This window comes from Flammeovirga sp. SJP92 (assembly GCF_001583495.1).
GTDB lineage: Bacteria > Bacteroidota > Bacteroidia > Cytophagales > Flammeovirgaceae > Flammeovirga.
In genome coordinates, this window is sequence record NZ_LQAQ01000078.1 from 71,145 (window position 1) to 97,264 (window position 26,120).

Annotated in this window: 11 protein-coding genes; all 11 read left to right on the forward strand. The window is 35.9% G+C overall.

The features are described from left to right. The first annotated feature begins 3 nt into the window (after positions 1–3). Positions 4–510, forward strand: coding sequence for a hypothetical protein (locus tag AVL50_RS17890; protein WP_062617854.1), 507 nt, complete (start codon positions 4–6; stop codon positions 508–510). Positions 511–524: 14 nt separating this feature from the next. Continuing rightward, positions 525–1,949 carry a sulfatase-like hydrolase/transferase gene (locus AVL50_RS17895; protein ID WP_062617855.1) on the forward strand — a complete coding sequence of 475 codons (1,425 nt, stop codon included), beginning with the start codon at positions 525–527 and terminating at the stop codon, positions 1,947–1,949. A 1-nt stretch (position 1,950) separates the two neighbouring features. Then, the gene (locus AVL50_RS17900; RefSeq protein ID WP_062617856.1) at positions 1,951–3,537 is read left to right on the forward strand and encodes an arylsulfatase; all 1,587 of its coding nucleotides are present in this window, start codon (positions 1,951–1,953) and stop codon (positions 3,535–3,537) included. Then, positions 3,468–6,104 carry a glycoside hydrolase family 2 protein gene (locus tag AVL50_RS17905; RefSeq protein ID WP_082795902.1) on the forward strand — a complete coding sequence of 879 codons (2,637 nt, stop codon included), beginning with the start codon at positions 3,468–3,470 and terminating at the stop codon, positions 6,102–6,104. The genes AVL50_RS17900 and AVL50_RS17905 overlap by 70 nt, the downstream gene beginning before the upstream one ends. A 950-nt stretch (positions 6,105–7,054) precedes the next feature. Next, positions 7,055–10,294 carry a glycoside hydrolase family 2 TIM barrel-domain containing protein gene (locus AVL50_RS17910; protein ID WP_063850780.1) on the forward strand — a complete coding sequence of 1,080 codons (3,240 nt, stop codon included), beginning with the start codon at positions 7,055–7,057 and terminating at the stop codon, positions 10,292–10,294. A 110-nt stretch (positions 10,295–10,404) separates the two neighbouring features. Continuing rightward, entirely contained in the window at positions 10,405–11,802 is a 1,398-nt protein-coding gene (locus AVL50_RS17915) for a sulfatase-like hydrolase/transferase (protein ID WP_062617859.1), read from the forward strand. Positions 11,803–11,811: 9 nt separating this feature from the next. Next, on the forward strand, positions 11,812–13,728 hold the full coding sequence (locus tag AVL50_RS17920; RefSeq protein WP_157491399.1) for a hypothetical protein: 1,917 nt from the start codon (positions 11,812–11,814) through the stop codon (positions 13,726–13,728). 157 nt (positions 13,729–13,885) lie between these two features. Next, complete coding sequence (locus tag AVL50_RS17925) at positions 13,886–14,725, forward strand: family 16 glycosylhydrolase (RefSeq protein ID WP_062617861.1); 840 nt, start codon at positions 13,886–13,888, stop codon at positions 14,723–14,725. 795 nt (positions 14,726–15,520) lie between these two features. Next, positions 15,521–20,587 carry a discoidin domain-containing protein gene (locus AVL50_RS17930; RefSeq protein ID WP_062617862.1) on the forward strand — a complete coding sequence of 1,689 codons (5,067 nt, stop codon included), beginning with the start codon at positions 15,521–15,523 and terminating at the stop codon, positions 20,585–20,587. A gap of 870 nt (positions 20,588–21,457) precedes the next feature. Further along, positions 21,458–25,504 (forward strand): LysM peptidoglycan-binding domain-containing protein, encoded by a 4,047-nt coding sequence (locus tag AVL50_RS17935; RefSeq protein WP_062617863.1) that lies wholly within the window; start codon positions 21,458–21,460, stop codon positions 25,502–25,504. Next, positions 25,471–26,120: hypothetical protein (locus AVL50_RS17940; RefSeq protein ID WP_157491400.1), on the forward strand; the 650-nt coding region annotated here is incomplete at its 3' end. The genes AVL50_RS17935 and AVL50_RS17940, both read left to right, overlap by 34 nt.

Below are 26,120 nucleotides of genomic sequence, written 5' to 3' on the forward strand. Positions count from 1 at the left end.
GCAATGGCAAGTGACCAAGTATACCCTCTAGAAAGAATCCTTCAGGTGGCAGCGTTAGCAGGAAGAGGAAATTATTATAAAGATAAACAAATAGCTTTTTTGGCATCATCACTCCCTATGCAACGCTATTGGGCTTTGGTAGGGCTAAGAGCTCAGGAATTAGACAAAGGTGAGCTTTCTCAGGTAGAAGGATTACTTGATGATGAAAACCCTTTCAACCAAATAGAAGCGGCTACGATTCTGTATAGAAATGCACATGTTCCAAAAGCTAAAAAAGTATTACAAAAATATGGTGCTTCTGATAATGCATTTATTGCATGGCATGCCGTTAGGGCTGTTCAAATGATGCCTGTGTCAGAATATAAGGCTTTTGAATCAACATTCAGATATGTGACTACTTCTTTAAAAGAACGAGCAAAACTTAATCGAAAGCATGAGATCTATAATGCCATCAACGCGGCAGCTCAAGCTCTAGAAGTAATGAAATCTAATGATCAACCTATTATCTAAAAAATTTAATAGTAATGAAGAAATTTATATCGTATTTATCAGCAGGAATTTTATTATTTTCCTCATGTCAAAAGACTCAAAAAGATACTTCTGCAGTAGAAGAAGAAAAATTGCCCAATGTCGTGATTTTCCTCGCAGATGATGCAGGTTATGCAGACTTTGGTTTTCAAGGGTCTAAAAGTATTCCTACTCCGCATCTCGATAATTTAGCAAGCGGAGGAGTTGTTTTCACTGATGCCCATACTACATGTTCGGTCTGCAGTCCTTCAAGAGCAGGATTATTGACTGGTAGATACCAGCATCGTTTTGGACATGAAAATAACTTTTTGCACGGCAAATATGGTATGGATACCACTGAGGTGACAATGGCTGATGTCTTGAAGACGAAAGGTTATAATACGGCTCTTTTTGGAAAGTGGCATTTAGGAACACAAGATTATTTCCATCCGAACAGCAGAGGCTTTGATGAATTTTATGGTTTCTTAGGAGGACATAGAGGTTACTTCTTTAACCCTGATAAATATGACGCTGCTGATAAGACTTCTACGCAAATCAATCATAATGGTAAACACGAAGCATTTGATGGATATTTAACCGATGTATTAGCAGACAGAGCGATTGACTTTATTCGTGAAAATAAAAAAAGCGAAACACCTTTCTTGGCATTATTGTCTTTCAATGCTGTGCATACCCCTTTACAAGCGAAAGAGGAAGATCTAGAAAAGTTCAAAGATCATCCTCGACAAAAAGTAGCGGCCATGACATTCTCTTTGGATGAAGCGATCGGTAATGTAATGCAAACTTTGAAAGAGGAAGGTTTAGAAGAAAATACAATTGTCTTTTTCTTTAGTGATAATGGAGGAACGGGCAATGGTGACAATTCGCCTTTAAAATCAAACAAAGGGTATGAGTTTGAAGGAGGACATAGAGTACCGTACTTAATGTATTGGAAAGGACAAGTAAAAGGAGGATTGACTTATGATGGATTAACTTCTACATTAGATGTGATGCCAACGATTTTGAAAGCGGCAGGAATTGAAAAAACACCTAAAGAGCTTGATGGTGTAGATCTTTTGCCTTACGTGAAAGGTACAAAAGAAGGTATGCCTCATGATGAATTGTATTGGAGAATTGGAGACTGGAAAGCGACGCGTTATAAAAACTATAAATTAGTGAAAGCGGAGCAGGTAGGACATGTTCTTTATAATTTAGATGATGATATTTCGGAACAAAAAGTACTCAACGAAGCATTGCCAAAAGTGGAAGGACAGTTGTTGAAAAACTTGAATGATTGGGAAAACGATGTAATTCCTGCTGCATGGCCTGGTACAGCGGGATGGACTGAAGTAAAAAGATATGCTTATGGAGATCTTTTTGAAAACCGCAAACCTTCCATTACAAGCCCTGGTCAATTGAAGAAACTCAAGACGCAAAAATAGGATGAAAACTACAAGTGACTTAATCAATTTTTTACCAATTCTTCTATTGCTATCCTTCTCCTGTAGTGTGAAGGATGGTAATAAGAATACAAATTTGCCTCAAAAACCCAATATTATTGTTATTCTGGCAGACGATATGGGATTTTCAGACCTAGGGTGCACGGGCAGTGAAATCAATACTCCCAATTTAGACCAATTGGCTTCTGATGGTGTTCTATTTACTAATTTTTATAATACTCCTCGCTGTGCTCCTTCAAGAGCGTCATTGTTGACAGGATTATATGCTCATCAAACGGGTGTTGGACACTTGGTGGAAGATTGGAAAAAACCGGGTTATAAAGGTTACCTTTCGAAGAATACCGTGACTGTGGCGGAAGTGCTGAAGGAAAATGGTTACCACACTATTATGTCAGGGAAATGGCACTTGGGCGATAATCAGGAACATTGGCCCAATGAGAGAGGTTTTGAAGATTTTTATGGTATTCCAGCGGGTGGGGGTGTTTACTTTTACCCTACAAAATTCTTGAACAGAGAAGTGTATAAAAATGGTGTGAAAACAAAAGAGAATCCAAATACTTTTTATTCTACCAATAATTTCACCGATGAGGCCATCCAATTTATAGATCAGTCGAAAGGGGACAACAAACCTTTCTTCTTGTATATGGCTCAGATTGCCCCTCATTTTCCATTACAAGCTCTGCCTGAAGATATTGAAAAATACAAAGGCAAGTATGAGGTAGGGTATCAAGCTATCCGTGAAAAACGATTCGCGAAGCAAAAAGAATTAGGCATTTTTCCAGAAAATCTAAAAATGACCAAAGGAGAACACCCGGAATGGAGTGAACTGGAAGATACTAAAGCAGAAGCACACAAAATGAGTGTTTATGCGGCACAGGTAGATCGATTGGATCAGAATATCGGAAAGTTGATTAATTATTTGAAAAAGGAAAATATGTATGATAATACCGCCATTTTCTTCTTATCGGATAATGGAGGATGTCATCAAATGGTGAACCGTTCGCCAGGAGTTACCCCGGGAGGAAAAGATTCTTTTGAATCGTATGGTCACTGGGCTAATGTGAGTAATACTCCCTTCAAATTATGGAAAAGAGAAACCATGGAAGGTGGAATTATGACACCATTTATTGCCCATTTCCCTAAGAATATCAAAGTCAATAATGGGTTGAACAATCAGCCTGCTCATATCATCGATGTAATGGCCACATGTTTGGATTTAGCAGGAGTAAGCTATCCAACTTCTTACCAGGAAAATGAGATTTATCCTACCGAAGGACAAAGCATTTTACCATTGGCACAAGGACAGAAAACAAATCAAGAAAGAATGCTTTTTTGGGAGCATGAAGGCAATAAGGCTGTACGCCAAGGAGACTGGAAAATGGTGAAAAGAAAGAAGTCGGATTGGATGTTGTTTAACATGAAGACAGACCCATTGGAAGAGCAAAACGTTATTGATCAATACCCTGAAAAATCGAAGGCCTACACTGTTGCTTATCAGCAATGGATGACAGACCACTTTGTGGAAGAATGGCCGGTGAAAAAGAAAAAGAAGAAAAAGAAACTAAACTAACAATGAAAAGAAATATCTTAACATTCGTCTTATTGATACTAAGCTTAGGGCAGGGATTTGCTCAGGAAGTAGTATCGTTGAACGGCATTTGGGATTTTAAAATTGACCGTTACAATCAAGGACTGAAAAACCAATGGTTTCTTGAACCTCAAAACCAAGATTGGGGAAAGTTGGAAGTACCTGGTAACTGGGATACAGAAAATGAGTACGCCAATTTTTCTGGTGTGGCATGGTATCACACCACATTTGCAACCTCAGAAAACGTTAAAGACAAATTAGTACGTCTTTATTTTGAATCAGTTTATAATGAAGCGACTGTTTGGTTAAACGGTGAAAAGTTAGGCACTAATCCTTTTGGTTTTTTACCCTTTGAATACAAAATCAATGAAAAATTACGTGCTGACCGCCCTAACGATTTGGTACTGAGAGTAGACAATACTTTCAAAAGAGGAGCAATCTGGAACTGGGGTGGTATTCGCCGTCCGGTACATCTAGAAATCACAGAAAAGTATCGTTTAGTAGCACAAAAAGTGATTGCTACTCCAGATTTAGAGAAAGGAACGGCTTCAATTGTAATGAATTTGGCTTTTGAAAATAATCAATTGGGGGAGAAAGACTTATCATATGCAATTGAGATTGCAAGCAAAGACAACCCATCAAAAGTACTTCTTAAAAAGAAAGGAAATATTGTGGTTGGACAAGGTGCAACGAAAGTAGTCGACATCAACTTTAACCTCTCAAAGAAGTACGTAAAACTGTGGGATTACAACCATCCAAACTTATACCTTTCTAAGGTGACTATTTTTGATGGAAAAGAAAAAATTCAAGAAGCAACAGACCGATTTGGTATCAGAAAACTAGAAGTTGTGGGCATGGAGCTTCACTTAAACGGGAAAAACTTCAGACCATTAGGGTTTAATGTTGTTCCAGATGATCGCTTCACAGGTAATACTTTGAATAGAGAGCGTATTTTAGAAGATATTGCTTTGATGAAAAGCCTGGGCGCCAACTTTGCCCGTGTGAGTCACTTGCCTTTACCTAAAGAGTATCTTGATTTATTGGACGAGAACGGTATCATGACTTTTGAAGAAGTGGCTCTTTGGGGAAAAGACAAATGGGTGGATCCCAATCATCCAATGCCAAAAGCGTGGTTGGAAACAATGATTTCAACAAAGTACAATCACCCTTCTGTAATTGGTTGGAGTGTTGGTAATGAGATTGGTTACCGATCGGCGAACCCTTTGGTCAATGAGTATGTAAAATCAGCCATTGATCATGCAAAGAAATTAGATCCTTCTCGCTTGGCTGTATACGTTTCCCACTCAGCCCAAAATCAAGAAAATGACGCTTCTCAATATTGTGATTTAGTGATGTTGAACATTTATGGTGGATGGGGCAATGCCTTGAAAAAATGCCATAAAAACTTTCCGAACAAGCCTATTTTTATGAGTGAATATGGCGGGAGATTAACGAGCGAATTTCCAAATGAAGGAATTGTAGATGGAAAGAAAATGCTCGATCAAATGAGAGGAAAAGACTATTGTGTTGGTGCTTCACTTTGGACACTGAATGACTACAGAAGTATGTGGCATGGAAATACAGGTTGGGCTACTACAGAATCTCAAAATAGAGCCTGGGGCTTGGTCAATACATACAGACAAAAGAAAAGAGCGTATTTCCATTTTAGAGAGCAGTATGCACCTTTTGATACTTTATTTGTAGAGCATAATTCCTTAGAAAATACAAAACAACATAGTCAAATTGTTTTACAGCCAAGACCTGAAAAAGGACTTCCAGCATATGAATTAATTGATTATAATTTAGTAGTGAAAACTTTTGATAAAGAAGGGAATGAATTGTCTTCAACAACGAAAAAATTACCTTCTATCTACCCAGGTGGCAAGGAGCTAAAAGTGGCTTTTGATTGGACTAAAACTACTGAAGTAGCAATGACACAGGTTTTAATCACAGATGCTTTAGGGTATGATATTTTTAATATCAATGAATATTTTAATGCACCTGCCACACCTACTGTAAGAACAGTATTGAATTCAACTGCTAAAGGAAGAATTGTATTTGATAAAGTTTGGAATGCTGAAGAATACAAATTGTATTACAAAGGAAAAGATGGAGAGTTGCAAGAAACAGAACCTACTATTGATAATTACATTCAATTAGGTCAATTAAAGAAAAATAAGAAATATGATTGTGAATTAGTAGCCATCAACAGTTTTGGTGAAAGTGAAAGGTTTGCTTTTGTTTTTGAAAAAAATGAAGAAGAATTACCACCATTAATCTTCATTATGGAGGGCGGTGAAAATTGTATATTCATAGGATATGATTCACATCCATCGGACTTCTTATATGATGTGAGATATGGTACTGAGGAAGGTGAGCTGGATCAAGAAATGTCATTCAATCTAAGAGGCTCTTATAAGATACCTTTTCTTCAGCCTAACACCACTTATTATATTCAGATGAGAAAACGAATGCAGTGGGGATTTGCTTCTCAATGGAGTGAAACATATAAAGTAACAACAAAGAATAATAGCAAAACCACTCAATAATTTTAGTGTAATCGATCAGCACGTATTGGGTAAAACTTAGCACCCAATACAATTACCAATTAAGGTGAGAGAACAAAGTTTAAGTAGTGTATTTGGAAGAAGATAGAGTAGTTTTTATGAAGTTTATAGCGTTTTTAGGTTGTGAAAATTAAAATTGTATGATGATAATCAATCATAAAAATCAATTTTATGTAGTTACTTGCCATAGAGATCTAACATTACAATCTCAATGCAAACCAAAAAACAAAACCACTCTAGATAATGAAATATAGATCTTTTTCTTTTTCCGAATATTGAATAGTAGGAACATTACGATGTAGTGTTCTTACTAAGTACATTGTAAACTAAGTTTTCGTTATTTGTGGTATTTAGAAATCAGGAGATTTCTGATGATCTGAAGGACACGAATGACGCTTACGCTTAACATTCGTGCCAGTGGGCTTTCTAGTACTCCCCCTGGCCTTGAAGGGAAAAGCGTTAAGAATTTCATGAATTGAGCCGTTAAAAATGATTTTTCTGTTTGAGCTTTAGCGAGTTTAAAATCATTTAGGCGAAAGGAATGAAATTTAGCTTTTGACTTCTAAGCCTTGACTTTTTTGCTTTGTTTTTGTGTTAAGACAAAAATGAAGAAGAAGGAAGGTTGAAAGTAGAACCTTCAAAGCTTGTAGAAATGTTGAGTGAAAGTTGACGATAATTTAGTTTACAGAGCACTAAGTACTAGGACAGAAGTCAGCGGAAATTTCTTGCTCATAATTAAAACTATGAGCAGGTGACAGTCCAACCTCATCAAGACTGAAGTTTTGAAGGTTGGTAACGTAAGCAACAATTTAGTGTCATAGGAGTCAATATTACTTGCCCATCATGCTATCTTGTACCACTTCTTTTGTCCTAGTACATATCTCTTATTCCTTATTTAATAGTGGTTTTCAAAACTGAAAATTTAGAAAGAAATGAAACGAAAAGTATTAATGGCAGTGTTGGCAGCAGGTATGTTTGCTTGTAGCCCTTATTCAAAATATGAAGGAGAAAGTTGGGAGGAAAAAAACGAACTGGAATGGCAGAATCCTTCGGTTTTCCAATTGAATAGATTGGCACCAAGGGCACATTTTGTTCCTTTTGCATCTGTTGATGAGGTTAGTTCAAAACAAATTACAAGTTCATCATTAGTAAAATCATTAGATGGGCAATGGAAGTTTAGCTATGCCATCACTCCTTCGGAACGTCCTTATTATTTTTATAAGGAAGATTATGATACAAGGGATTGGAAGGAAATCACAGTACCAGGTTCTATTGAAGTACAAGGTTTTGGATATCCGATTTATACCAATGTAAAATATCCTTTTACTTTAGATAAAGCAACGCATAATCAGGGCAAATACATCTTGCCAGAAGAAAATGCAGTAGGATCTTATAAGACCACTTTTGAAGTAGCTGAAAGTTGGAAAAAGCATGAAGTACTATTGCATTTTGGAGGAGTTGCGTCTGCTTTTTATGTCTGGGTCAATGGTGAAAAAGTAGGGTATAGTCAAGGTTCAAAAACACCAGCAGAATTTGATATTACGCCTTTCTTAAAGAGTGGGAAAAACGACTTGGCAGTAGAAGTTTATCGATTCTCAGATGGATCTTACTTAGAAGATCAAGATTTCTGGCGTTTGAGTGGTATTCATAGAGAAGTGATGTTATTGGCCAGACCGAAAGCACATTTGGATGATTTTGGTTTACAGACGCAATTGGACTTAACAACAAAGGAGGGAATCTTAGATTTTGAGGCAACAACTTCAAGTGATGTGCATCAAGTGATGATCAAGCTTCAAGATGAACAAACAAAAGAGTGGGTTTATGAATCGAAGGTGAAAGTTCAAAATGGAGTTGGATCAATTCATTCAAAAATAGAAAATGTGAAACCTTGGACAGCTGAAACACCAAACGTATACACCGCCTTTTTAACCATGATTGATAAAGATGGAAAAGAAGTGGAGCATACGTATCAAAAGGTAGGGTTCAGAACAGTAGATATTAAAGATGCTCAGTTAAGAGTAAATGGACAAGTAGTCTACGTGAAAGGTGTGAATTTGCATGAGCATCACCCTGTGACAGGGCATTTTGTAGATGAAGCTACTATGTTGAAGGATTTGAAAGTGATGAAAGAGCATAATATTAATGCAATACGTTTTTCTCACTATCCTCAGCCTGAAAGACTTTATGAATTGGCTTTAGAAAATGGATTTTATATCTGTGATGAAGCCAATATAGAAGTTCATGGTTTTGGTGCGGCGCTTCAAGGGAAATTTAATAAAGAATATCATCCTGCTTACCAGAAGCAATGGGCTCCTGCATTTTTGGATAGAATCACAAGAATGTACAAAAGAGACCGAAACCAGTCGGCTGTGATTGTATGGTCGATGGGTAACGAATGTGGTAACGGCGATGTATTTTACGAAGGTTATAAGTTGCTGAAAGATTGGGATAAAAGCCGACCAGTTGCTTTTGAGCAAGCGGGTGAAAACCCAAATACAGATATTGTAGCACCAATGTATCGCTCACCAAAGGGAGTGGAGAAGTATGCTCTTAAAAACCCGGAACGTCCAATGATTTTGTGTGAGTACTCTCATGCTATGGGTAATTCTAACGGGGACATCAAAGATTATTGGGAAGTGTTTGAGAAATACCCTCAATTGCAAGGAGGGTACGTTTGGGATTGGGTAGACCAAGGTATTCAAACAACGGATAGCAAAGGCACAGCTTATATGGCTTATGGAGGTGATTTTGGACCAGAAGACGTGCCAAGTGATGGTGCTTTCTGTATCAATGGATTGGTATCAGCAGAACGTGAACCGCATCCGGCATTATCTTCAGAAGTGAAAAAAGTGTATCAGAATGTAGGAATTGCTTGGAATAAAAAACAGCAATCAATACAAGTAACAAACAAATATGCCTTTATTGATTTATCTGATTTCGTATTGCATTATGAATTGAAAGGTGCAGGAGCAGTGGTTTCTAAGGGAACATTAAACCTGACAGGAGTAGCCCCTTACGCTACTAAAACTTTTGATTTACCCATCAAAAATGTTAAGCTGGATAATGCGGTGGATTATTATTTAAACTTTAAGGTGTTAAAGAAATCTCCATTTAAGTTATTGACAAAAGAACATGTCTACGCCACAGAGCAATTGAGTTATCAAAAGGCCACTCAAAAACTGTATGTGAAAACAGAAGGTAAACCACTGACTAATGAAGAGTCAAAAACAAATCTAAAAGTCAACGGTGATGGTTTCTCTGTCGATTTTGACCTTGAAAAAGGTGAAATGACTTCTTGGAAACAGAATAATGTGGAGTTATTGGAAAAAGGTTTCAACTTAGATATGTACAGAGGTTGGACGGATAATGACTTCGGTATGAAATTCGACAAACGATCAAAGATTTGGAAGTTTAATCCTCAAGATATTTTCACGACTTCTTTTGTGAAGATCACTCCGCAATCTACGCAAGTGACAATGAATTATGAATTGAAGAAAGAGGAGAAAGTGGTAGCGAAGATGACTATGAAATATAGCGTTTTCCCATCAGGTGATATTGCTGTATCGACTACTTTAAATCCATTGGAGAAAGAGTTGCCAATGATGCCACGTTTTGGAGTACAGGCACAATTCCCTGTAGCGTACAACCAAGTGAGTTATTTAGGTAGAGGTCCAGAAGAGAATTATGTAGACCGAAACTATGGAACAAATATCGATTGGTATACTTCAAAAGTGAAGGATTTATACTATCCTTATGTTCGTCCACAGGAAAATGGCAACCATACAGATACACAGTATTTTACATTGACTAATACTTCAGGTGACGGTATTTTATTCGTTGCTGAGAATAAAGCTTTCAATTTCACAGCTTTAAGAAATAACCGTGAAGACTTCACTTCAGAAGAACGTACTGATGGTCGTCAAATTGATGGAAGAAAAGTAGTCAATAGACATACCAATGATGTGGAGTTAAGAAACGAAATTTACGTGAATATTGATCATGGATCAACGGGTGTTGGAGGTGTTAACTCATGGGGTGCATGGCCACTGGAGCAATACCGATTACAGCCAGCTAAAATGTCTTATGCATTTAGAATGAAAGCAATAAAGAAAAGTGACAATCTACACGAACTAGGTAACAAGAAATTACCTAAATCGAAATTAACGTTATAAATAAATGTAGTGTGCTCAATTGGGTCACCTAAGTCCTTTCAGGATTTAGGTGATTTACTAATCTTTTTTTCTCAAAAGTTTCTTTAAAAAGGAATAACAAACTATTTAGTATGAAAAAAGTAATATACATTTTATCCATCTTGTGTTGGACAATATTCAACGTGAATGCGCAAGATGCCCGACCTAATATTGTCTTAATTGTGGCAGATGATTTAGGTTTTGCTGATATCAGCCTTCACGGAAGTAAACAAATAAATACCCCTAATATCGATCAGCTGGCTTTTGATGGAGTGTTATGTACAGAGGGTTATACTTCAGCCCCTGTATGTAGCCCTTCAAGAGCAGGTTTCATTACTGGAAGACATCAAGTGAAATTTGGTTATGATAATAATTTGGGAGGGAATCAGCCGGGCTTTGATCCGGAGTATTTAGGCTTACCTTTATCAGAAAAGACAATTGCCACACGCTTAAAAGATCTTGGATATAAAACTGCTTTAATTGGTAAATGGCATTTGGGTAGCCTTCCAAAGTATCACCCGACCAAAAGAGGATTTGAAGAATTCTGGGGATATACAAGCGGAGGGCACGATTACTTTATCGCCAAAGAAAACGGAAAAGGATATAAAGCCCCTATTGAGTGTAATTACAAAACGCCACAAAAACTTTCTTACATCACCGATGACAAAGGAGATGAGTGTGTAGATTTTATTAAAAGACATAAAAACAGACCTTTCTTTTTATATGCTTCTTTCAATGCTCCGCATACTCCACTTCAAGCCACTGAAGCAGATCTTGAATTATTTTCTCATATAGAAGATAAAGAAAGACGAACTTATTTGGCCATGGTTCATCGCTTAGATATTAATATAGGAAGGATCACAGAAACCCTGAAAAAGGAAGGTTTATATGACAATACCATCATTATGTTCATCAGTGATAATGGAGGTCCTGTGAACCATAATGCCTCTGTCAATGCCCCTTATAATGGACAAAAAGGAATTCTATTTGAAGGTGGAATTCACGTACCTTATATCGTTTCCTGGCCTAAAGTTTTACCAAAAGGGAAGAAATACACAGAAACAGTTTCAGCACTTGATTTTGCTCCTACTATGTTAGTGGCAGCAGGTGGTGAAATTACGGAAGATTGTCAATTTGATGGGGTAGACTTGGTGCCTTACTTCACAGGAATCAATAAAAAATTACCACATGAAGAATTGATGTGGAAGTTTACCATCAGTGCGGCTTATCGAAAAGGTAAATGGAAATTGGTACGTTTGCCTGATAGAATGCCAGCACTTTATGACTTGTCAAAAGATGTTTCTGAACAGCATAATGTGTCTTTGAAATATCAGAAAAAAACAGAAGAAATGTTGAAAGAGCTAGGGCAGTGGGATGTGACATTACCTCACCCTGTGTTTTTAGAAGGTGCCGTTTGGAAAAAAAGACAACTGGATTTGTATGATGCAGACTATCAATTAGAACAACCCAAAAATCCGAAAGTGAAATAATATAAAGCAATGAAGAAAGTATTAATAAGCACCTGGTTGATGTTACTCTTTTATTCTTCGGTGTTTGCTCAAGGAAAAGGAGAATTTAAGATATATCCCAATGAAAAGAAACAGGAAGTTTGGGGTATTGGGTTTGAAATTCAAAGTGATGCCATCGGTTCTGGAAATACAGGATTACCTGAAGACAGTATAGTTTCTGTACCTTATGGACTAACTGTAAAAGAACGAGAGCGGTTTGCTCAAGAAATGTTGAAGGGTTTCCGTTTTTGCCGTATTGCAGGAGGTTTATATTGGCGTGGAACGGATCAGGAACAGAAGCAGTTAAAGCCACGATGGTCTACACAATTAATAGAACTCAAAGAGATGATGGACCTTGCTGGAGTAGAAGGTGTCTCTTTAGAATATTGGTCACCCACTCCTTATTGGAAAGCCAATGCAAGCTACCTAGGCACAAGTGATAAAGATATTTATAATACACTGAGATGTTTTGGACCTGATTTCAAAGATGATCCTATTTATAAAGGAGACACGACCCGTTTTTTACAAGAGTTTGCTGAGGCGTGCGTCAATGATATCAAGACTTTGCAACAGGCTGGTATAAAAACCGTACAGTGGGGATTACAAAATGAACCTTGGGTATCCAATAATCAGAGGTACTCTTCCTGTAGGTATGGCAAGGCCGAAGATTATGTGACAGCTTATACAGCAACGGCTTCAAAAGTGAGAGCTTACGATCCATCTATTTTGCTTTTGAGTGATACAGAAACAGCCTTTCCAAGAAAAATTGCCGTAGGGATGCACCGACCTGAAGTGGCTGAATTAGTAGATGCTTATGCTGTACATACCATTGGCTGGGATTCTGAATCTGTAAGGAAAGTTGGAAAGAAGATCGATGAGGAGCTTCCTAAACGTCCTTGGTTTCAAAATGAATACGAGTACCTCAGTGGGGAAGCAACTCCTGAACGATGTCTGAACAACGTGCAACATATCATGAATTCTTTCCAGTTGGTTGAAAACCCAACGTGGTATTGGATACATGCTTTAAAGCCTTTTAAAAATTCAGAAGCAAGCGGTTACTCCCTTGGTTTTTGGAAAGCATTGAATGCAGAAAAGAAAGCTATGAATGAGATGTACCAACGTTGGCAGGGTGGTCCTGAAATCATTGAAATGCCTGAGGATTTTAAAGCCATGGAATTTATTAATGTGACAAGAAAATCGGATAAAAAACCAGGCAGAGATTTTAATTTTATCTTAGGACAAGCAACTAAAGTGTACTTAGTGGTTGACGAGCATGGCGACTATATACCCGAAGGGGATTGGAAAAAAACCGACAAAAAAATAAAAAGGGAAGGAGGAACAGACATTGTTTATTCGGCTACTTTGAAAAAAGGGAAACACCAAATTCCATCACACATTGGAAAGGAAGGGGAACGATATGGTGCACCACATGCTCTATTTTTAGAAAAAAATAGTCACAAAGACTTTGCTTTAGAAGTAGGTGTAAATAGCCCGATGAAAATCAGATCAAGCGCCATGAAACTTGAGAAAGCGGCGGCTGAAATGAAACCTGGACATTGGATTTATAACGATTACAATTGGAATGCTGTAGGTAGTTTTATCAAACATATGCCTTGGAATTCAACTGTATTAGAGGTGGATGAAAATGAGTACAACAAAGATGCTCGTATTTTAGTATTTGAAAAACCCAACGGAAAAAGAACAGTTGTAATTTCCAATAGAACAGGAGGAGATTATGATTTTTCTATTGATACACAATGTTCATTGAAATCAAAATGGCAAGTATATCGTTACACACCTTATGAAAGAGGTAAGGATTCAATGGGTGTAAAAATGGGTGTTTCAAAAGGAAAAAAAATCCATACTACATTACCTCATTTAAGCTGGGAATTTTGGGAAGAAAAGTAATTGCTTCTTCATGGCTAGGATGTGAATAATTTACTTTGATAATAACCACTTGTGAATCTGATAGATGTGAAAATAAAAAATGTATTTCCTACATTATTTTTTTTGATTTTAAAAACAAGTTGCTATATTAGCAATGTAAATACTTTTTAAGCATAAGATGAAGAGCAATCATTTTCTCTATTTACTGACAGTCTTATTTTTTTTAATTACAAGTTGCGAACAACAATCAGACATCGATTATTCATTGTATGAATTGAAGTTTGAAGACAACTTTGATGGGGATCAACTTGATCTTGAAAAATGGGCATACCGTACTGATAATAAACACAGGAGCATTCAACAGAAAGAAAATGTTGAAGTCAATGATGGGTATTTGAAACTTCATTTGAAACAATTATCCCAACCCATAGAAGGTAAATTGGCCTCTGGTGCAGGTATTGTTTCTAGAGAACGTTTTCGATATGGTTATTATGAGGTGAGAGCAAAGCTGGGTAATGGAGTGGATAATGATCAAGATGGTGAAGTGGACGAAGGGTGGCATCACTCTTTTTGGGCCATGGCGGCTGAAATTGATGGAGATGAAGTAGCCACTACTTATCCAGGAATTAGGAGAACGGAAATTGATTGTTTTGAAAATTCAAGTGAACATGGAGAAGATCCAGGACAGCAAGGTTTGAACCGTTTTACACAGCATGTCATCATTTGGAATGAGAAAGGAAAGGAAGTGGGGAGGTTGCCAAAACCGCCAACTGATCTGACCAGCATCGAAGATTTTCAAGCTATTGACTGGCATACTTATGCTTTTGAATGGACAGAAGAAACACTTCGCTTCTTTGTAGACGGTAAAGAAACACATAGTACGCCTTACCCTGCTACACAATATGAACATGATTTTATCAATATTTGGTTAAGTGCCATATCAGCAAATTGGAACAAAGAAGGTGCTGAAGATAGCCAAGCCATCTATGATTATTTTAGATATTATAGTTTTAAATAAATAGTACTCATAATCTAAACAAACAGTGTAATAATAAAGCTGTAAACTGAATTTTATCATTTAATGTTATTCGTTAGATGTTTTACAAAAAACTATTAATACTACTCAAGGTGTCATTTAATAGTTGACAAAAATTTGGTTTACAATTAGGCTAGGACAAAAGAAATGGAATAAAAATTTCGTGCACCATGACTGAAGTCATGGGCTGATGATTTTGACTCCGACAACACTAAAGTGTTGCCTTCGTTTTCAACTTTCAAGACTTTAGTCTTGAGTAGGTTGCCCTATCACCTGCCCATAGTTTTAACTATGGTGGAAGAAACACTCAATTACTTTTGTCACAGTATTTAATACATTGTAAACTAAGTTTTCGTTATTTATAGTGTTTAGAAATCAGGAGATTTCTGATGATCCGAAGGACACAAATGACGCTAATGCTTAACATTTGCACCATTGAGCTTTCTACCATTAAAGTTTGGTAGTACTCCCTGTGGCATTGAAGGGAAAAGCGTTAAGAATTTCATGAATTGAGCCGTTAAAAATGATTTTCTTGTTTGAGCAAAGCGAGTTTAAAATCATTGAGGCGAGTGGAATGAAATTTAGCTTTTGACTTCTAAGCCTAGATTTTTTGCTTCGTTTTTCATCAATGGAAAAATGAAGAAGAAGGAAGGTTGAAAGTCGAACCTTCAAAGCTTGTAGAAATGTTGAGTGAAAGTTGACGATAATTTAGTTTACAGAAATTTAAGTACTTTTTGATCAGGCAAACATAATTTTTTAATATAAATACTCTTCAGTATGAAATTTGGAAATAAACTACTCTTATTTTGCGTAGTGCTTATTTTCCCTGTTTTGTCATGGGCACAAGCAGGAAAGGGAGGTACTTTGATTACGCAACGAGCAGGTATGAACCTCAATAATAATTATGGGGATGACAATACCAAAACAGATTGGCAAGGATTTAGAATCATCCAAGAAAAGTCAATTACAGAAAGTCTAATCGCTTTAGACGAACAGCTTCAAGAACCAATCACCAATTACCGTGTAGGTTTCTCAAGACCTATGATTGACGGAGATGAAGATCCTAATGATATGACGGATTGGTTAGACGGAATTGGGGAAATCATTAACATGGAAGGTCCGCAACGATATGTTTTAGTATGTTTCTGGGCAAACCCGAAAGTAGGTTATGAAGGTGATCCAGGTCCAGATAATGATACACGTTACTGGCAAGCGGCTTTAGACTCTTTAGAAAACAGAGGCTATTTGGATTATGTAAGTGGATGGGAAATCCAAAACGAACCAGCAAATGGTAATACTTCAACGCAAGATACAGCATGGAGAGACTACGTTCGTAAGATCTGGAAAAACATTGGCGGTCACTCAAATACTTCTTGGTCAGCTATCGAAAAAGATGAGGCTATTAGAGCTGAAATCAGTGCGAAATGGTTTAACAAACCTATTCTAGTAAGTGGAACAGTTTATGGCCAAAGATTCCCATCAGTTTTAGTGGACGGTTTAAAAGCCTTAGACAATATTGTATGGGTAGTTCATACTTACCCTCGTTACGTATCAAATAACTTTTCAACATATCCTGAAAGAGCAGCATGGGGAGTGGAAGAATGGGAAGCAAAATTTAAAGAAGTTTGGGATGATAACTTTGCTGCACTTGATCACAATTATGTAATTACAGAGATCGGAAATTCAAAGTACGATTGTGATCTTGTAAATAACGGTGGAAAACCTGATGGTTTAGACTCAGAAATGATCCGTTCGGCAGGGTACTTAAAAGCGGCAAATGAGTATTTTGGAAAAGAAACAAACACTTCTGTTTTCTGGTATACAGGTTTCCATTGGGGTGATATTGGTGTAGGAAGCCCTGATGGTTCATTTAGAATATCGACATTAAATAGTGCTAAGGCAGTACTTCATGCAGAGTTTTGTGGTTTACCTGCTTTGCCAACAGGTTTAGAAAATATTGCTGAAGGCAAAGCAGTAACAGTAGACTCAGAATTAAAAGAAAGTTACGGTGGTGCTAATGCCGTAGACGGTGATATTATCTCGAATTCAAGTAGATGGTTATCCGCATCAAATGACGAAGAACACTGGTTAGAAGTAGATTTAGGAGGAGCATTTGATATTGAAGCATTTGCTTTCTGGACAGGTTATGCAGGGTATAAAAACCCAATTCAGCAGTTCTCATTCCAATATGAAAAAGACGGTGCATGGGTGGATCTTGTAACAGAAGATAACAACGATAATGCAGCCTACAGAAATGTTTTTGATGCTGTTTCTGCAAGTAAAGTGAGATTATACGTTCCTGCTTATGCTGGAAATGATGTAAAACTTTTTGAATTAGAAGTTTATGTATCAGATGGAACACCTCAGGCTCCAGAAACTTTTTCTTATGAAGTAGATGAAAATACACATGTAACACTTTCATGGAGTATTGATGATCCTAAAGCTGAAGGAGTTGTACTTGAGCGTTCAAATGCTGGTGAAGATGCTTTTGAAGAATTACATAACGGAGATTTGACAGTAACATCATATAAAGATGAAACGTCAGTTTTAGGAGCAGTATACGACTATAGAATTCATTCAACGAATACAGCAGGTGTATCTCCTTTCAAAACGTTGACGATAGATTTAACACCACGTTTAGTGACTCCATTGGAGTTTAAAGCGGAGATGAAAAATAGTACAGCTGCGACTTTAACTTGGACAAAAATTGAAGAAGAAAAGGAAAATGTAGGTCTTCGTTTAGAAAGAAGAATGCAAGGTGAGGCTGAGTATACTTTAGTTGCGGAGTTATCAAATACTGATTCGGTTTATGTGGATACTGATTTAGTAGCTGAGAGTATCTATGAATATATTATTTATGGTTACGCTGGTGACTTCAGTTCAGAAGGAGCAGAGGCATCTGTTTTAGTCACTAAATGGATCAATGTAGCATTAAATAAAACGACTGAAACTTCTACTATTGATGGTTCAAAAGATGGTTCTCGTGCTGTTGATGGGGATATTATTGATAATGGAAGTCGTTGGGTATCTTCAAATAGCGGTGAGGAACAATGGATAACAGTGGACTTGGGAGCGGAGTATGATGTACAAGCCATGGGACTTTGGACAGGTGGATCTGGTATTTACGATAAGCCAAATACACAATTCAGCTTCCAGTATTTTAAAGATGATCAGTGGATGGATATATTCTCTGAAACTAACAATACTGAAGCTGTTTACTTTAAAGAATTTGAAAAAGTACAGGCGAGTAAAGTAAGATACTATGTACCGGCATATGCTGATAATAGAGTAAGACTGTATGAGATGATGGTTTATGTTGAAGAACGTTTACCTCACGCACCAACTACTTTAGAAGCAACTGTAAACCAAGCAATGCAAGTAGAATTAACTTGGGCTGATGTTGAAGATGTGTTGGGATTTGAATTTGTGATTGAAAGAGCGGTGAAAGGTGAAGACAACTTTGTAGAAGTAAAAGTGATTGAGGATGCGTTAGCATTTACAGATACAACTGTGAAGACAAACACTTCATATGATTACCGCTTATATACAATGAATAAAGTGGGTAAGTCAGAAACTTTTGCAACGGCTTCAGTAGCAATTGATCCAGTAGTAACGCCACCAACAGATATCAGAGTGACTGTTTTAGATCCTACAACAGTGAACCTCACTTGGACGTTGCCTGTGGCAAGTGATCATGATCAAATCATTATAAGCAGAAAGCTTTCAACGGAAGATACGTATGCTGTCATAGCTACTTTAGGACAAGAAGTGACTTCTTATGAAGATAGTAATTTACTAGCTGCAAAAGAGTACATGTATGCCATCCATACTTCACTGAATGAGTTGAAATCAGAGATGGCAGAAATAACAGTAACTACAGAAGCACGTGTTCCAAACTCACCAACAACGTTAGTAGCAACTGTGAACGAGGCAATGCAAGTGGTATTGACTTGGGCCGATGTAGATGATGTTTTGGATTATGAATTTGTCATTGAAAGATCATTGAAAGGTGAGGATAATTTCACTCAAATTCAGATGCTTGAGAGAGTATTGACATTTACAGATACAGATGTAATGAGAAATACTTCTTATGACTACCGTTTATATACAAAGAATAATGTAGGAAAATCGGAGTCATTTGCATCAGCTTCAGCTGTTGTTCCAGCACTAATTGAAGCAGTTTCTGAATTACAAGTAGTCTCAAAAGATCAGTCATCCGTAAACTTATCTTGGACTTTACCAGAAGTAAGTGACCATGATCAAGTGATGGTGAGCAGAAAACTTTCAACGGAAGAGAATTATAAATTAATCTCAACATTAGGAAAGGAAGTAACATCTTTTGAAGATAATGATTTAAGTGTAGCGACAGCGTATACTTATGCTGTGTATACAGGATTGAATGAGCAAACATCTGATACAGTGGAAGTAGCTGTAACAACAGATTCACGTGTTCCAAATTCACCAACTACACTAGAAGCGGTTGTTAATGCATCAATGCAGGTAGAGTTATCGTGGACTAATGTTGTAGACGAATTGGCGTATGAATTTGTATTGGAAAGATCTGTAAAAGGAGAAGACAGTTTTGTACAAATCCAAGTACTTGACGGAGCAGTTGTATTTACTGATACTGAAGTGAATACAAATACGTCATATGATTACCGTTTGTATACAATGAATGAGATTGGAAAATCGGAATCCTTCGCATCAGCTACTGTGGATGTCCCTGCATTTGTTGCACCTGTATCTGATTTACAAGTTGTAGAAAAAGGGCAAACAACCGTAAGTCTATCTTGGACTTTACCAGAAGTAAGTGATCATGCTGAAGTGATGGTGAGCAGAAAGCTTTCAACAGAAGAGAGTTATACAATAATTGCTACCTTAGGAAAGGATGTAACAACTTTTGAAGATAATAATTTAGAAGTCGCAACAGAATACATGTATACTGTTTACACTGGATTAAATGAGCATTATGCTGATGCTGTAGAGGTAACGGTAACAACAGATTCACGTGTTCCAAACTCACCAACTTCTTTAGAAGCTGTAGTTAATGCAACAATGGAAGTAGAGTTATCATGGGCTGATGTAGAAGATGTAGTAGACTTTGAGTTTGTATTGGAAAGAGCAGTGAAAGGTGAGGACAGTTTTGTACAAATCCAAGTACTTGACGGAGCACTAGCATTTACAGATTTAGACGTTGAAACAAATACTTCGTACGACTACCGCCTTTATACAATGAATGATCAAGGTAAATCGGAATCTTTTGCAACAGCATCTGTAGATATTCCTGCATTGATAGAGGCAGTTGCTGAATTAGAGGTAGCAGAAAAAGGACAGACTACAATCAGCTTAACTTGGACGTTGCCAGAAGTAAGTGATCATGCTCAAGTGATGGTGAGCAAAAAGTTACCAACAGAAGATAATTATACTGTAATTGCTACTTTGGAGCTAGATGCAACTTCATTTGAAGATACAAATCTAGAAGCGGGTACGGAGTACATGTATGCAGTCCATACAGCACTCGGTGAGCAGTATTCAGATATTGTTGAAGTGACTGTTACAACAGACGCAGTACTTTCTATCGGGGATGTTGAAGAAGCGAAGTTTGTAGTTTATCCGAACCCTTCATCAGGACAATTCTTCATAAAATATACAAAACCTGTCAATGAGGAAATCACGATTACAGTACTTGATGTGATTGGCAGAACACAAATGCAAGTATTCAGAGGTAACTCTAACCTTCTTTATCAACCTTTAGAAGTACAACACCAATTAAGAAGTGGTATCTACTTCATAAGAGTTGATAATCAAAAAGAATCTGAAATATTCAGAATTATAATCCAATAGAGAAGACAAATAAGGACCGACCGCTTTGTTTGAGTTTTCTTAAACAAAATACACCCGAGATGCACTAGTATCTCGGGTGTATTTTTTTATTGGGGAATAATTGGAAAATACTGGATTTTCTTTAATCTTGAATTGCGTTTACAAAAGTTGAAGATGTTTACTTTACTAAACTATTTATACAAATGACTGAGTACATTGTAAATTAAATTACCGTAAACTTTTACTCAATTATTCTACAAGCTTTTTATGTCCTACTTTCAAGCTACCTTCTTCTTCATTTTTCCATTGATGAAAAACGAAGCAAAAAATCTAGGCTTAGAAGTCAAAAGCTAAATTCCATTCCTTTCGCCTAAATGATTTTAAACTCGCTTTGCTCAAACAAGAAAATCATTTTTAAACGGCTCAATTCATGAAATTCTTAACGCTTTTCCCTTCAATGCCAGGGGGGAGTACTATCAAATGAATTAGGTAGAAAGCCCACTGGCGCGAATGTTAAGCGCTAGCATCATTCGTGTCCTACAGATCATCAGAAATCTCCTGATTTCTAAATACTAAAAATAACGAAAACTTAGTTTACAGTGTACAGAGGCTATTGTTAGGTGGTTTCTTTACTTCGTTTTTTTCAATAGAACAATGAAGAAGAAGGAAGCTTGAAAGTAGAACATAAAAAGCTTGTAGAACTATTGGTGGGCAGTTAATAAAATCACTTTTTCTTAAAAAAGTAATGCATTTTATATTTGTGGAATAATTTTAGCAGTCAAGAAACGAGCTTTTTGATATTAAATCTATACATTGAAGCAACTATTACAGTATAATAACCTTATTAAACTGACTTAAAAAACTAATTAAAAAGAAGCAAACAGAATAACCATGTCTGGATATAAACTAGAAAGAAAAGATAAGAAAAAAACTCTTTCAAATAGCAAGAGTTATGGAGGGTATTTGAATAATACTTATCAGGCACCATCCTATGTACCTCATCAAGGGTTATATATTAAGTCCATTAATCTAAAAGATCCATTAAAACAAACTACTGATGTTTATTATAAATCTAGTGATAGAGAATTCTATTTGGGTTTGAATGAAATCTCTAAAAAGATAGGGATTAGTATTCAAACTATAAAAGATTTAAATGCTGATAAGCATTGGTCAAGGGAATTTATTCCAAAGTTGAAAAAAGGTTCTGAAGTTTATTTGGGTAAAATCACAGATGGAAATCTTGATGCAATGTTAGAAGAAACATACAACACTTCTAATTTTATGAGATTTCCTGAGGAAGAGGAGGCCGCTCTTTTCGATCACTTCTACGGTCCAAATAAGGAGTCAAATAGCATACAATTTAAACGAAACGATCCACAACCTGTACCTGAAAAGAAACTACCTATATCTGAAATTAAAACAGAGAAAGATTGGATAGCGATTAAAGGAAATATAAATAGTAATAATATAGAGCAGTTGGCGAAATTTATAGCAGATAATATTTTTTCAACTGTTGGGTTGCTAGAGTTTGCTTTAGATGATACTTGGTATAACAAAGATGACTTATCGGAATTAATTATACAGAATTTATCATTAACGGACTTGCCTTTTTTAACCATCAAGGATAGAGAATTATTATCTGGTGCACTAGACTTCTTGATAGTTCCCGATAGACATAAAGGGCATATCAAAAACTTAAATGCAATCAAAGAGATAGATAAGCAAAAAGAGCTTGAAGAATATGGTCTTTCACATTTAAGAATGGTTGAAATAGTCAATGAATTAAACTATTACTTGAACCCAAAAGAGCTCGTTGTAAATGTGGAAGAAAATGTTTTTAGATTATTGAATGAAGTTACAGTTTCTCAATACGCAACACAATATCTTGAACTATTATATTATAAAGCGTATAATAAGAAATTATGGAATGACTTATTGGGAGAAAATGAACCTAATATTGATACAAGACATTTGATACTTTTCTTAGATACAGAACAGCGTTCTTTAATAAAAGATGTATCAATGGATTCATATCAATATCCAAGTGGTGAATTAATTGTTGAGAAATTTTCTCAAGGACATATAGAAAATAAATATATAGTAATAAAAGGAGATAGTATTTATGCGATCGCAAAAAGATTTAATGTCTCTATCCAGGATATAGCATTCCAAAATGGGTATACATTTGAGAACCAAAAATTAACTGATAATCAAACCAAAAAAGAAGTCATTCTATATGAGAAAGATGAGATAATACTACCCAAAAATTTAAAGGTGGAAGAAGCAGGTCGTTTCACTGTAATAGATCATCAACAAGAAGGTAAGGCGAATGTATCTCATTTAGAAAAGAAAGGGTCTAGTAGTTTTTATACAGTAGATGATTATAAGATTGTTGCCAACAAGCTCAATAAATTGATTGTTGCTGGAGCTATGACAAACCATAGGTTAATCTATTCAATTATCGATAATTTTAATAATGAAGCCGTAGCACTCGAAATTTTAAATACCACCTATTTTAGCCAATTTAAAGTTCACTTAAGTAACCATTGGTTAAATAATGTAGTGAATGAGTTTAAAAAGTCATTGAATCCCAGGACAATTCATATTTACAATATGAGAAGACAAGAAAAGAAAATTGATCCTTATGACGAATTAAAAATGAATTATGAAAGTATGATTGCAGAAGTTTTTGATGAACAAAATTTTAGTCTCGAATATGCTTTGGCTTATGAAAAAATGAGTAACGCTGCAAAAATAGATATGCGAAGTGAAGATAAGTTATGGGAAGGCCTTAGTCATAAACAAATAGCAGAGACGCTTAAAGGTGAATTACAGAAAGCTCGTGATAAAGCAAATGTACCAATTGATGTTCATACTACAGTGGTCTATCTGAATGGTCTGAAAAAAAATAGAAACCATATTGAAGAGTTTTTTCACTTTTACCCAAAAGAGGAATTGTTAAATGATATCAAAATAGCCAAACAAACACTTCGTAAAAGAGAGACTGTAATAGTCGCCTATACTACATATGGTCCTGTTTATAGTGAAATTGATGTCAATTATCTTTCAAATCATGATGCAAATGACATTTTATTTCTATTAAATGAAAAAACAGAAAACATCTATTTAACGAATTCAGAAGATGTCTCAAAACTTTATCATACTTATGATAATCAAGTACAAAGAGATCTTTCTGATAGAAAATTCATTTATGATGAAGGAACTATTATAGAGTTTAGGAAAGAAAAAACAGATGAACCTGAGCATTATTATATTATAAAACAAGATGATACACCAAAAAGTATAAGCACTTCTTTGGGAATTTCATTAGATGAGTTGTCTTCTCTAAATGATTGGGAAAGTATTTCTAAAGATGGTAAAATTTCAGAAAAAGGTGAAGTTCAGCCAAAATTTCTACAACCAGGAAATACTATAAAAATTACAGCTGATGCTTTTGATATTCAAAGGCGTGTGAATGATTCTTTATTTATTGTTGGAAATACTGTCATTAAAAAATCCAAGGATGCTGGTATTGTTGATGCAGGAACCTATAGGGTAAATTCAGATCATTACCACCCAGAATTTATTCATGATCTCCTTAATACTATTCTAGGACAGAAAGGAGGAAGTGAATTGAATTTTACGCTTGAGATTTTTATAAAGGGAGATATAATATTGATAATTACTTTGAAAATAGGAACCGACTTCAATGCCTTCCTATCTATAGATGATGATACTTCTATAACAAGTAAAACTTCTTTTGCTGTAAAAGGTGAAGCTGGTATTGCCGAAGTTGGTAATGTTGATTTATCAGTACAACTTTCCTCATCAACAATAAGATATAATAATATAGACCATTATGCAGTGCATTTTAATAATTCGGTCTATTCTTGTATGCTAGATCTAGACCCACAAATGACAGATAGTTTCAAGGAATACTGGGATGAAGGTGCCCATATAAATTATTTGCATACAAATGCTTACAGAGTAAGAAAACAGAATGGATCGTTTGGCACAGGAGCTGGAGCAAAAAATAAAGAAGTTGAAGGAAAAAGCAGACAAACTCAGGGAGGTGGAAAATTAAATGTTGGTTTCTTTTCATATGATAAATTACCTACTGTTCAGCATCCTGGCCAAGAAATAGATATTAACAAAGCAACAGAAAGTACAAAAACATCAAAAATAGCATCAATAGACGTTATTGATGCTGGTATGACTTCTTTAGGAAAAGAAAGTGGACTTAGTCTTGTTTATAGTTATTACGGAAATGATGTTAATAGTGATAACAATGGATCTTATTTTACTGGGGAGCTGACTCTGAACGCTAAACAGCTCAAAAGTCTACTTTATAGAGGTATGAACCAATTAAAAAGACCACCATCTCTAAAAGATCTCAAAGACATTTGGGGAAAAATGAGAAATTCTATTTCTGATGAAAACCTCTTAGAAAGATTACGTACAATAATGAAAAGTATCCCATCAAAAACCACTAATTTCATTATGAATAAACTGGCAAAGTCTAGTAGTGGACAAATGAAAATTATGGGATATGATACTAGTATTTCATTCTCTGAATCAGATGCTGAAGCGAAAACCCTTTTTGATTATATAGACAAGTCGATAGAGGAAGATAAAAGAAGTCCAATAAATATTGATGGGGATGCAAGCATTACTTTCCAAGTACATTATGTTAAAGATGGGGATAGTATTACTGATTTAACTGAACAATATAGCAGGATACTTTTAAAAGGAAATTTATCATTTGAAGCGACCACTGGAAGAGTTGCCACTCTTTCCGGGGTCTTGGGGCTTGAAGCAGGTCTTAAAGCGGAATTAGGTTATACTAGAAATGTGATTGATCATTTGAAGCGACCACTGGAAGAGTTGCCACTCTTTCCGGGGTCTTGGGGCTTGAAGCAGGTCTTAAAGCGGAATTAGGTTATACTAGAAATGTGATTGAAGTCCTTTCTCCAACAACTTTAACCTATGCGTCAACGGTATATAATGGAATGATGTCTCGTACAATAACCAACTACAAAGATGGTGAGAATATTATGAATATACGAGATGAAAGTTTTGAAATCATTGAAAATATAAAAAATAGTAGTTTAAGTGATAAGGATAGAACTAAATTGGTGGGTCATGATGATAATATTGAAAATTATTATGCCTATAAAAGGGTAATTGCAAATTTAGAAGAGACACTTTTATCTTATGGAAATGACTCTGAAAAAGCTGACAAAATAACACTAGTAAAAAATAGGATTTCGACTTTAAAAAAAGAACAGGATAAGATCTTATTCAATCTAATGAACGCTCTTCATTGGGATAATGTATTAGGGTTAGAAGGAAAACCAGTGGAAGTCAATTTAAAACATAACACCTGGAAAGATTACAGCAACGAACATTCAGAAGAATTGGATCAATTATCTCAAAAATTCTTTGGAGATCTTTGGGAATTTAAAAATGAAACAAGTTGGGATAATGTAAATGAAGATGCTTTTATGACAATTAATGCAGATCAAGCTAAGAAGTATTTTGGGGATGGGATGGA

Bases quoted from the DNA above. Each gene is read 5' to 3' on its own strand.
- AVL50_RS17935 (WP_062617863.1), top strand. From the start codon at position 21,458: ATGTCTGGATATAAACTAGAAAGAAAAGATAAGAAAAAAACTCTTTCA.
- AVL50_RS17895 (WP_062617855.1), top strand. From the start codon at position 525: ATGAAGAAATTTATATCGTATTTATCAGCAGGAATTTTATTATTTTCC.
- AVL50_RS17900 (WP_062617856.1), top strand. From the start codon at position 1,951: ATGAAAACTACAAGTGACTTAATCAATTTTTTACCAATTCTTCTATTG.
- AVL50_RS17905 (WP_082795902.1), top strand. From the start codon at position 3,468: ATGGATGACAGACCACTTTGTGGAAGAATGGCCGGTGAAAAAGAAAAA.
- AVL50_RS17890 (WP_062617854.1), top strand. From the start codon at position 4: ATGGCAAGTGACCAAGTATACCCTCTAGAAAGAATCCTTCAGGTGGCA.
- AVL50_RS17925 (WP_062617861.1), top strand. From the start codon at position 13,886: ATGAAGAGCAATCATTTTCTCTATTTACTGACAGTCTTATTTTTTTTA.
- AVL50_RS17920 (WP_157491399.1), top strand. From the start codon at position 11,812: ATGAAGAAAGTATTAATAAGCACCTGGTTGATGTTACTCTTTTATTCT.
- AVL50_RS17930 (WP_062617862.1), top strand. From the start codon at position 15,521: ATGAAATTTGGAAATAAACTACTCTTATTTTGCGTAGTGCTTATTTTC.
- AVL50_RS17910 (WP_063850780.1), top strand. From the start codon at position 7,055: ATGAAACGAAAAGTATTAATGGCAGTGTTGGCAGCAGGTATGTTTGCT.
- AVL50_RS17915 (WP_062617859.1), top strand. From the start codon at position 10,405: ATGAAAAAAGTAATATACATTTTATCCATCTTGTGTTGGACAATATTC.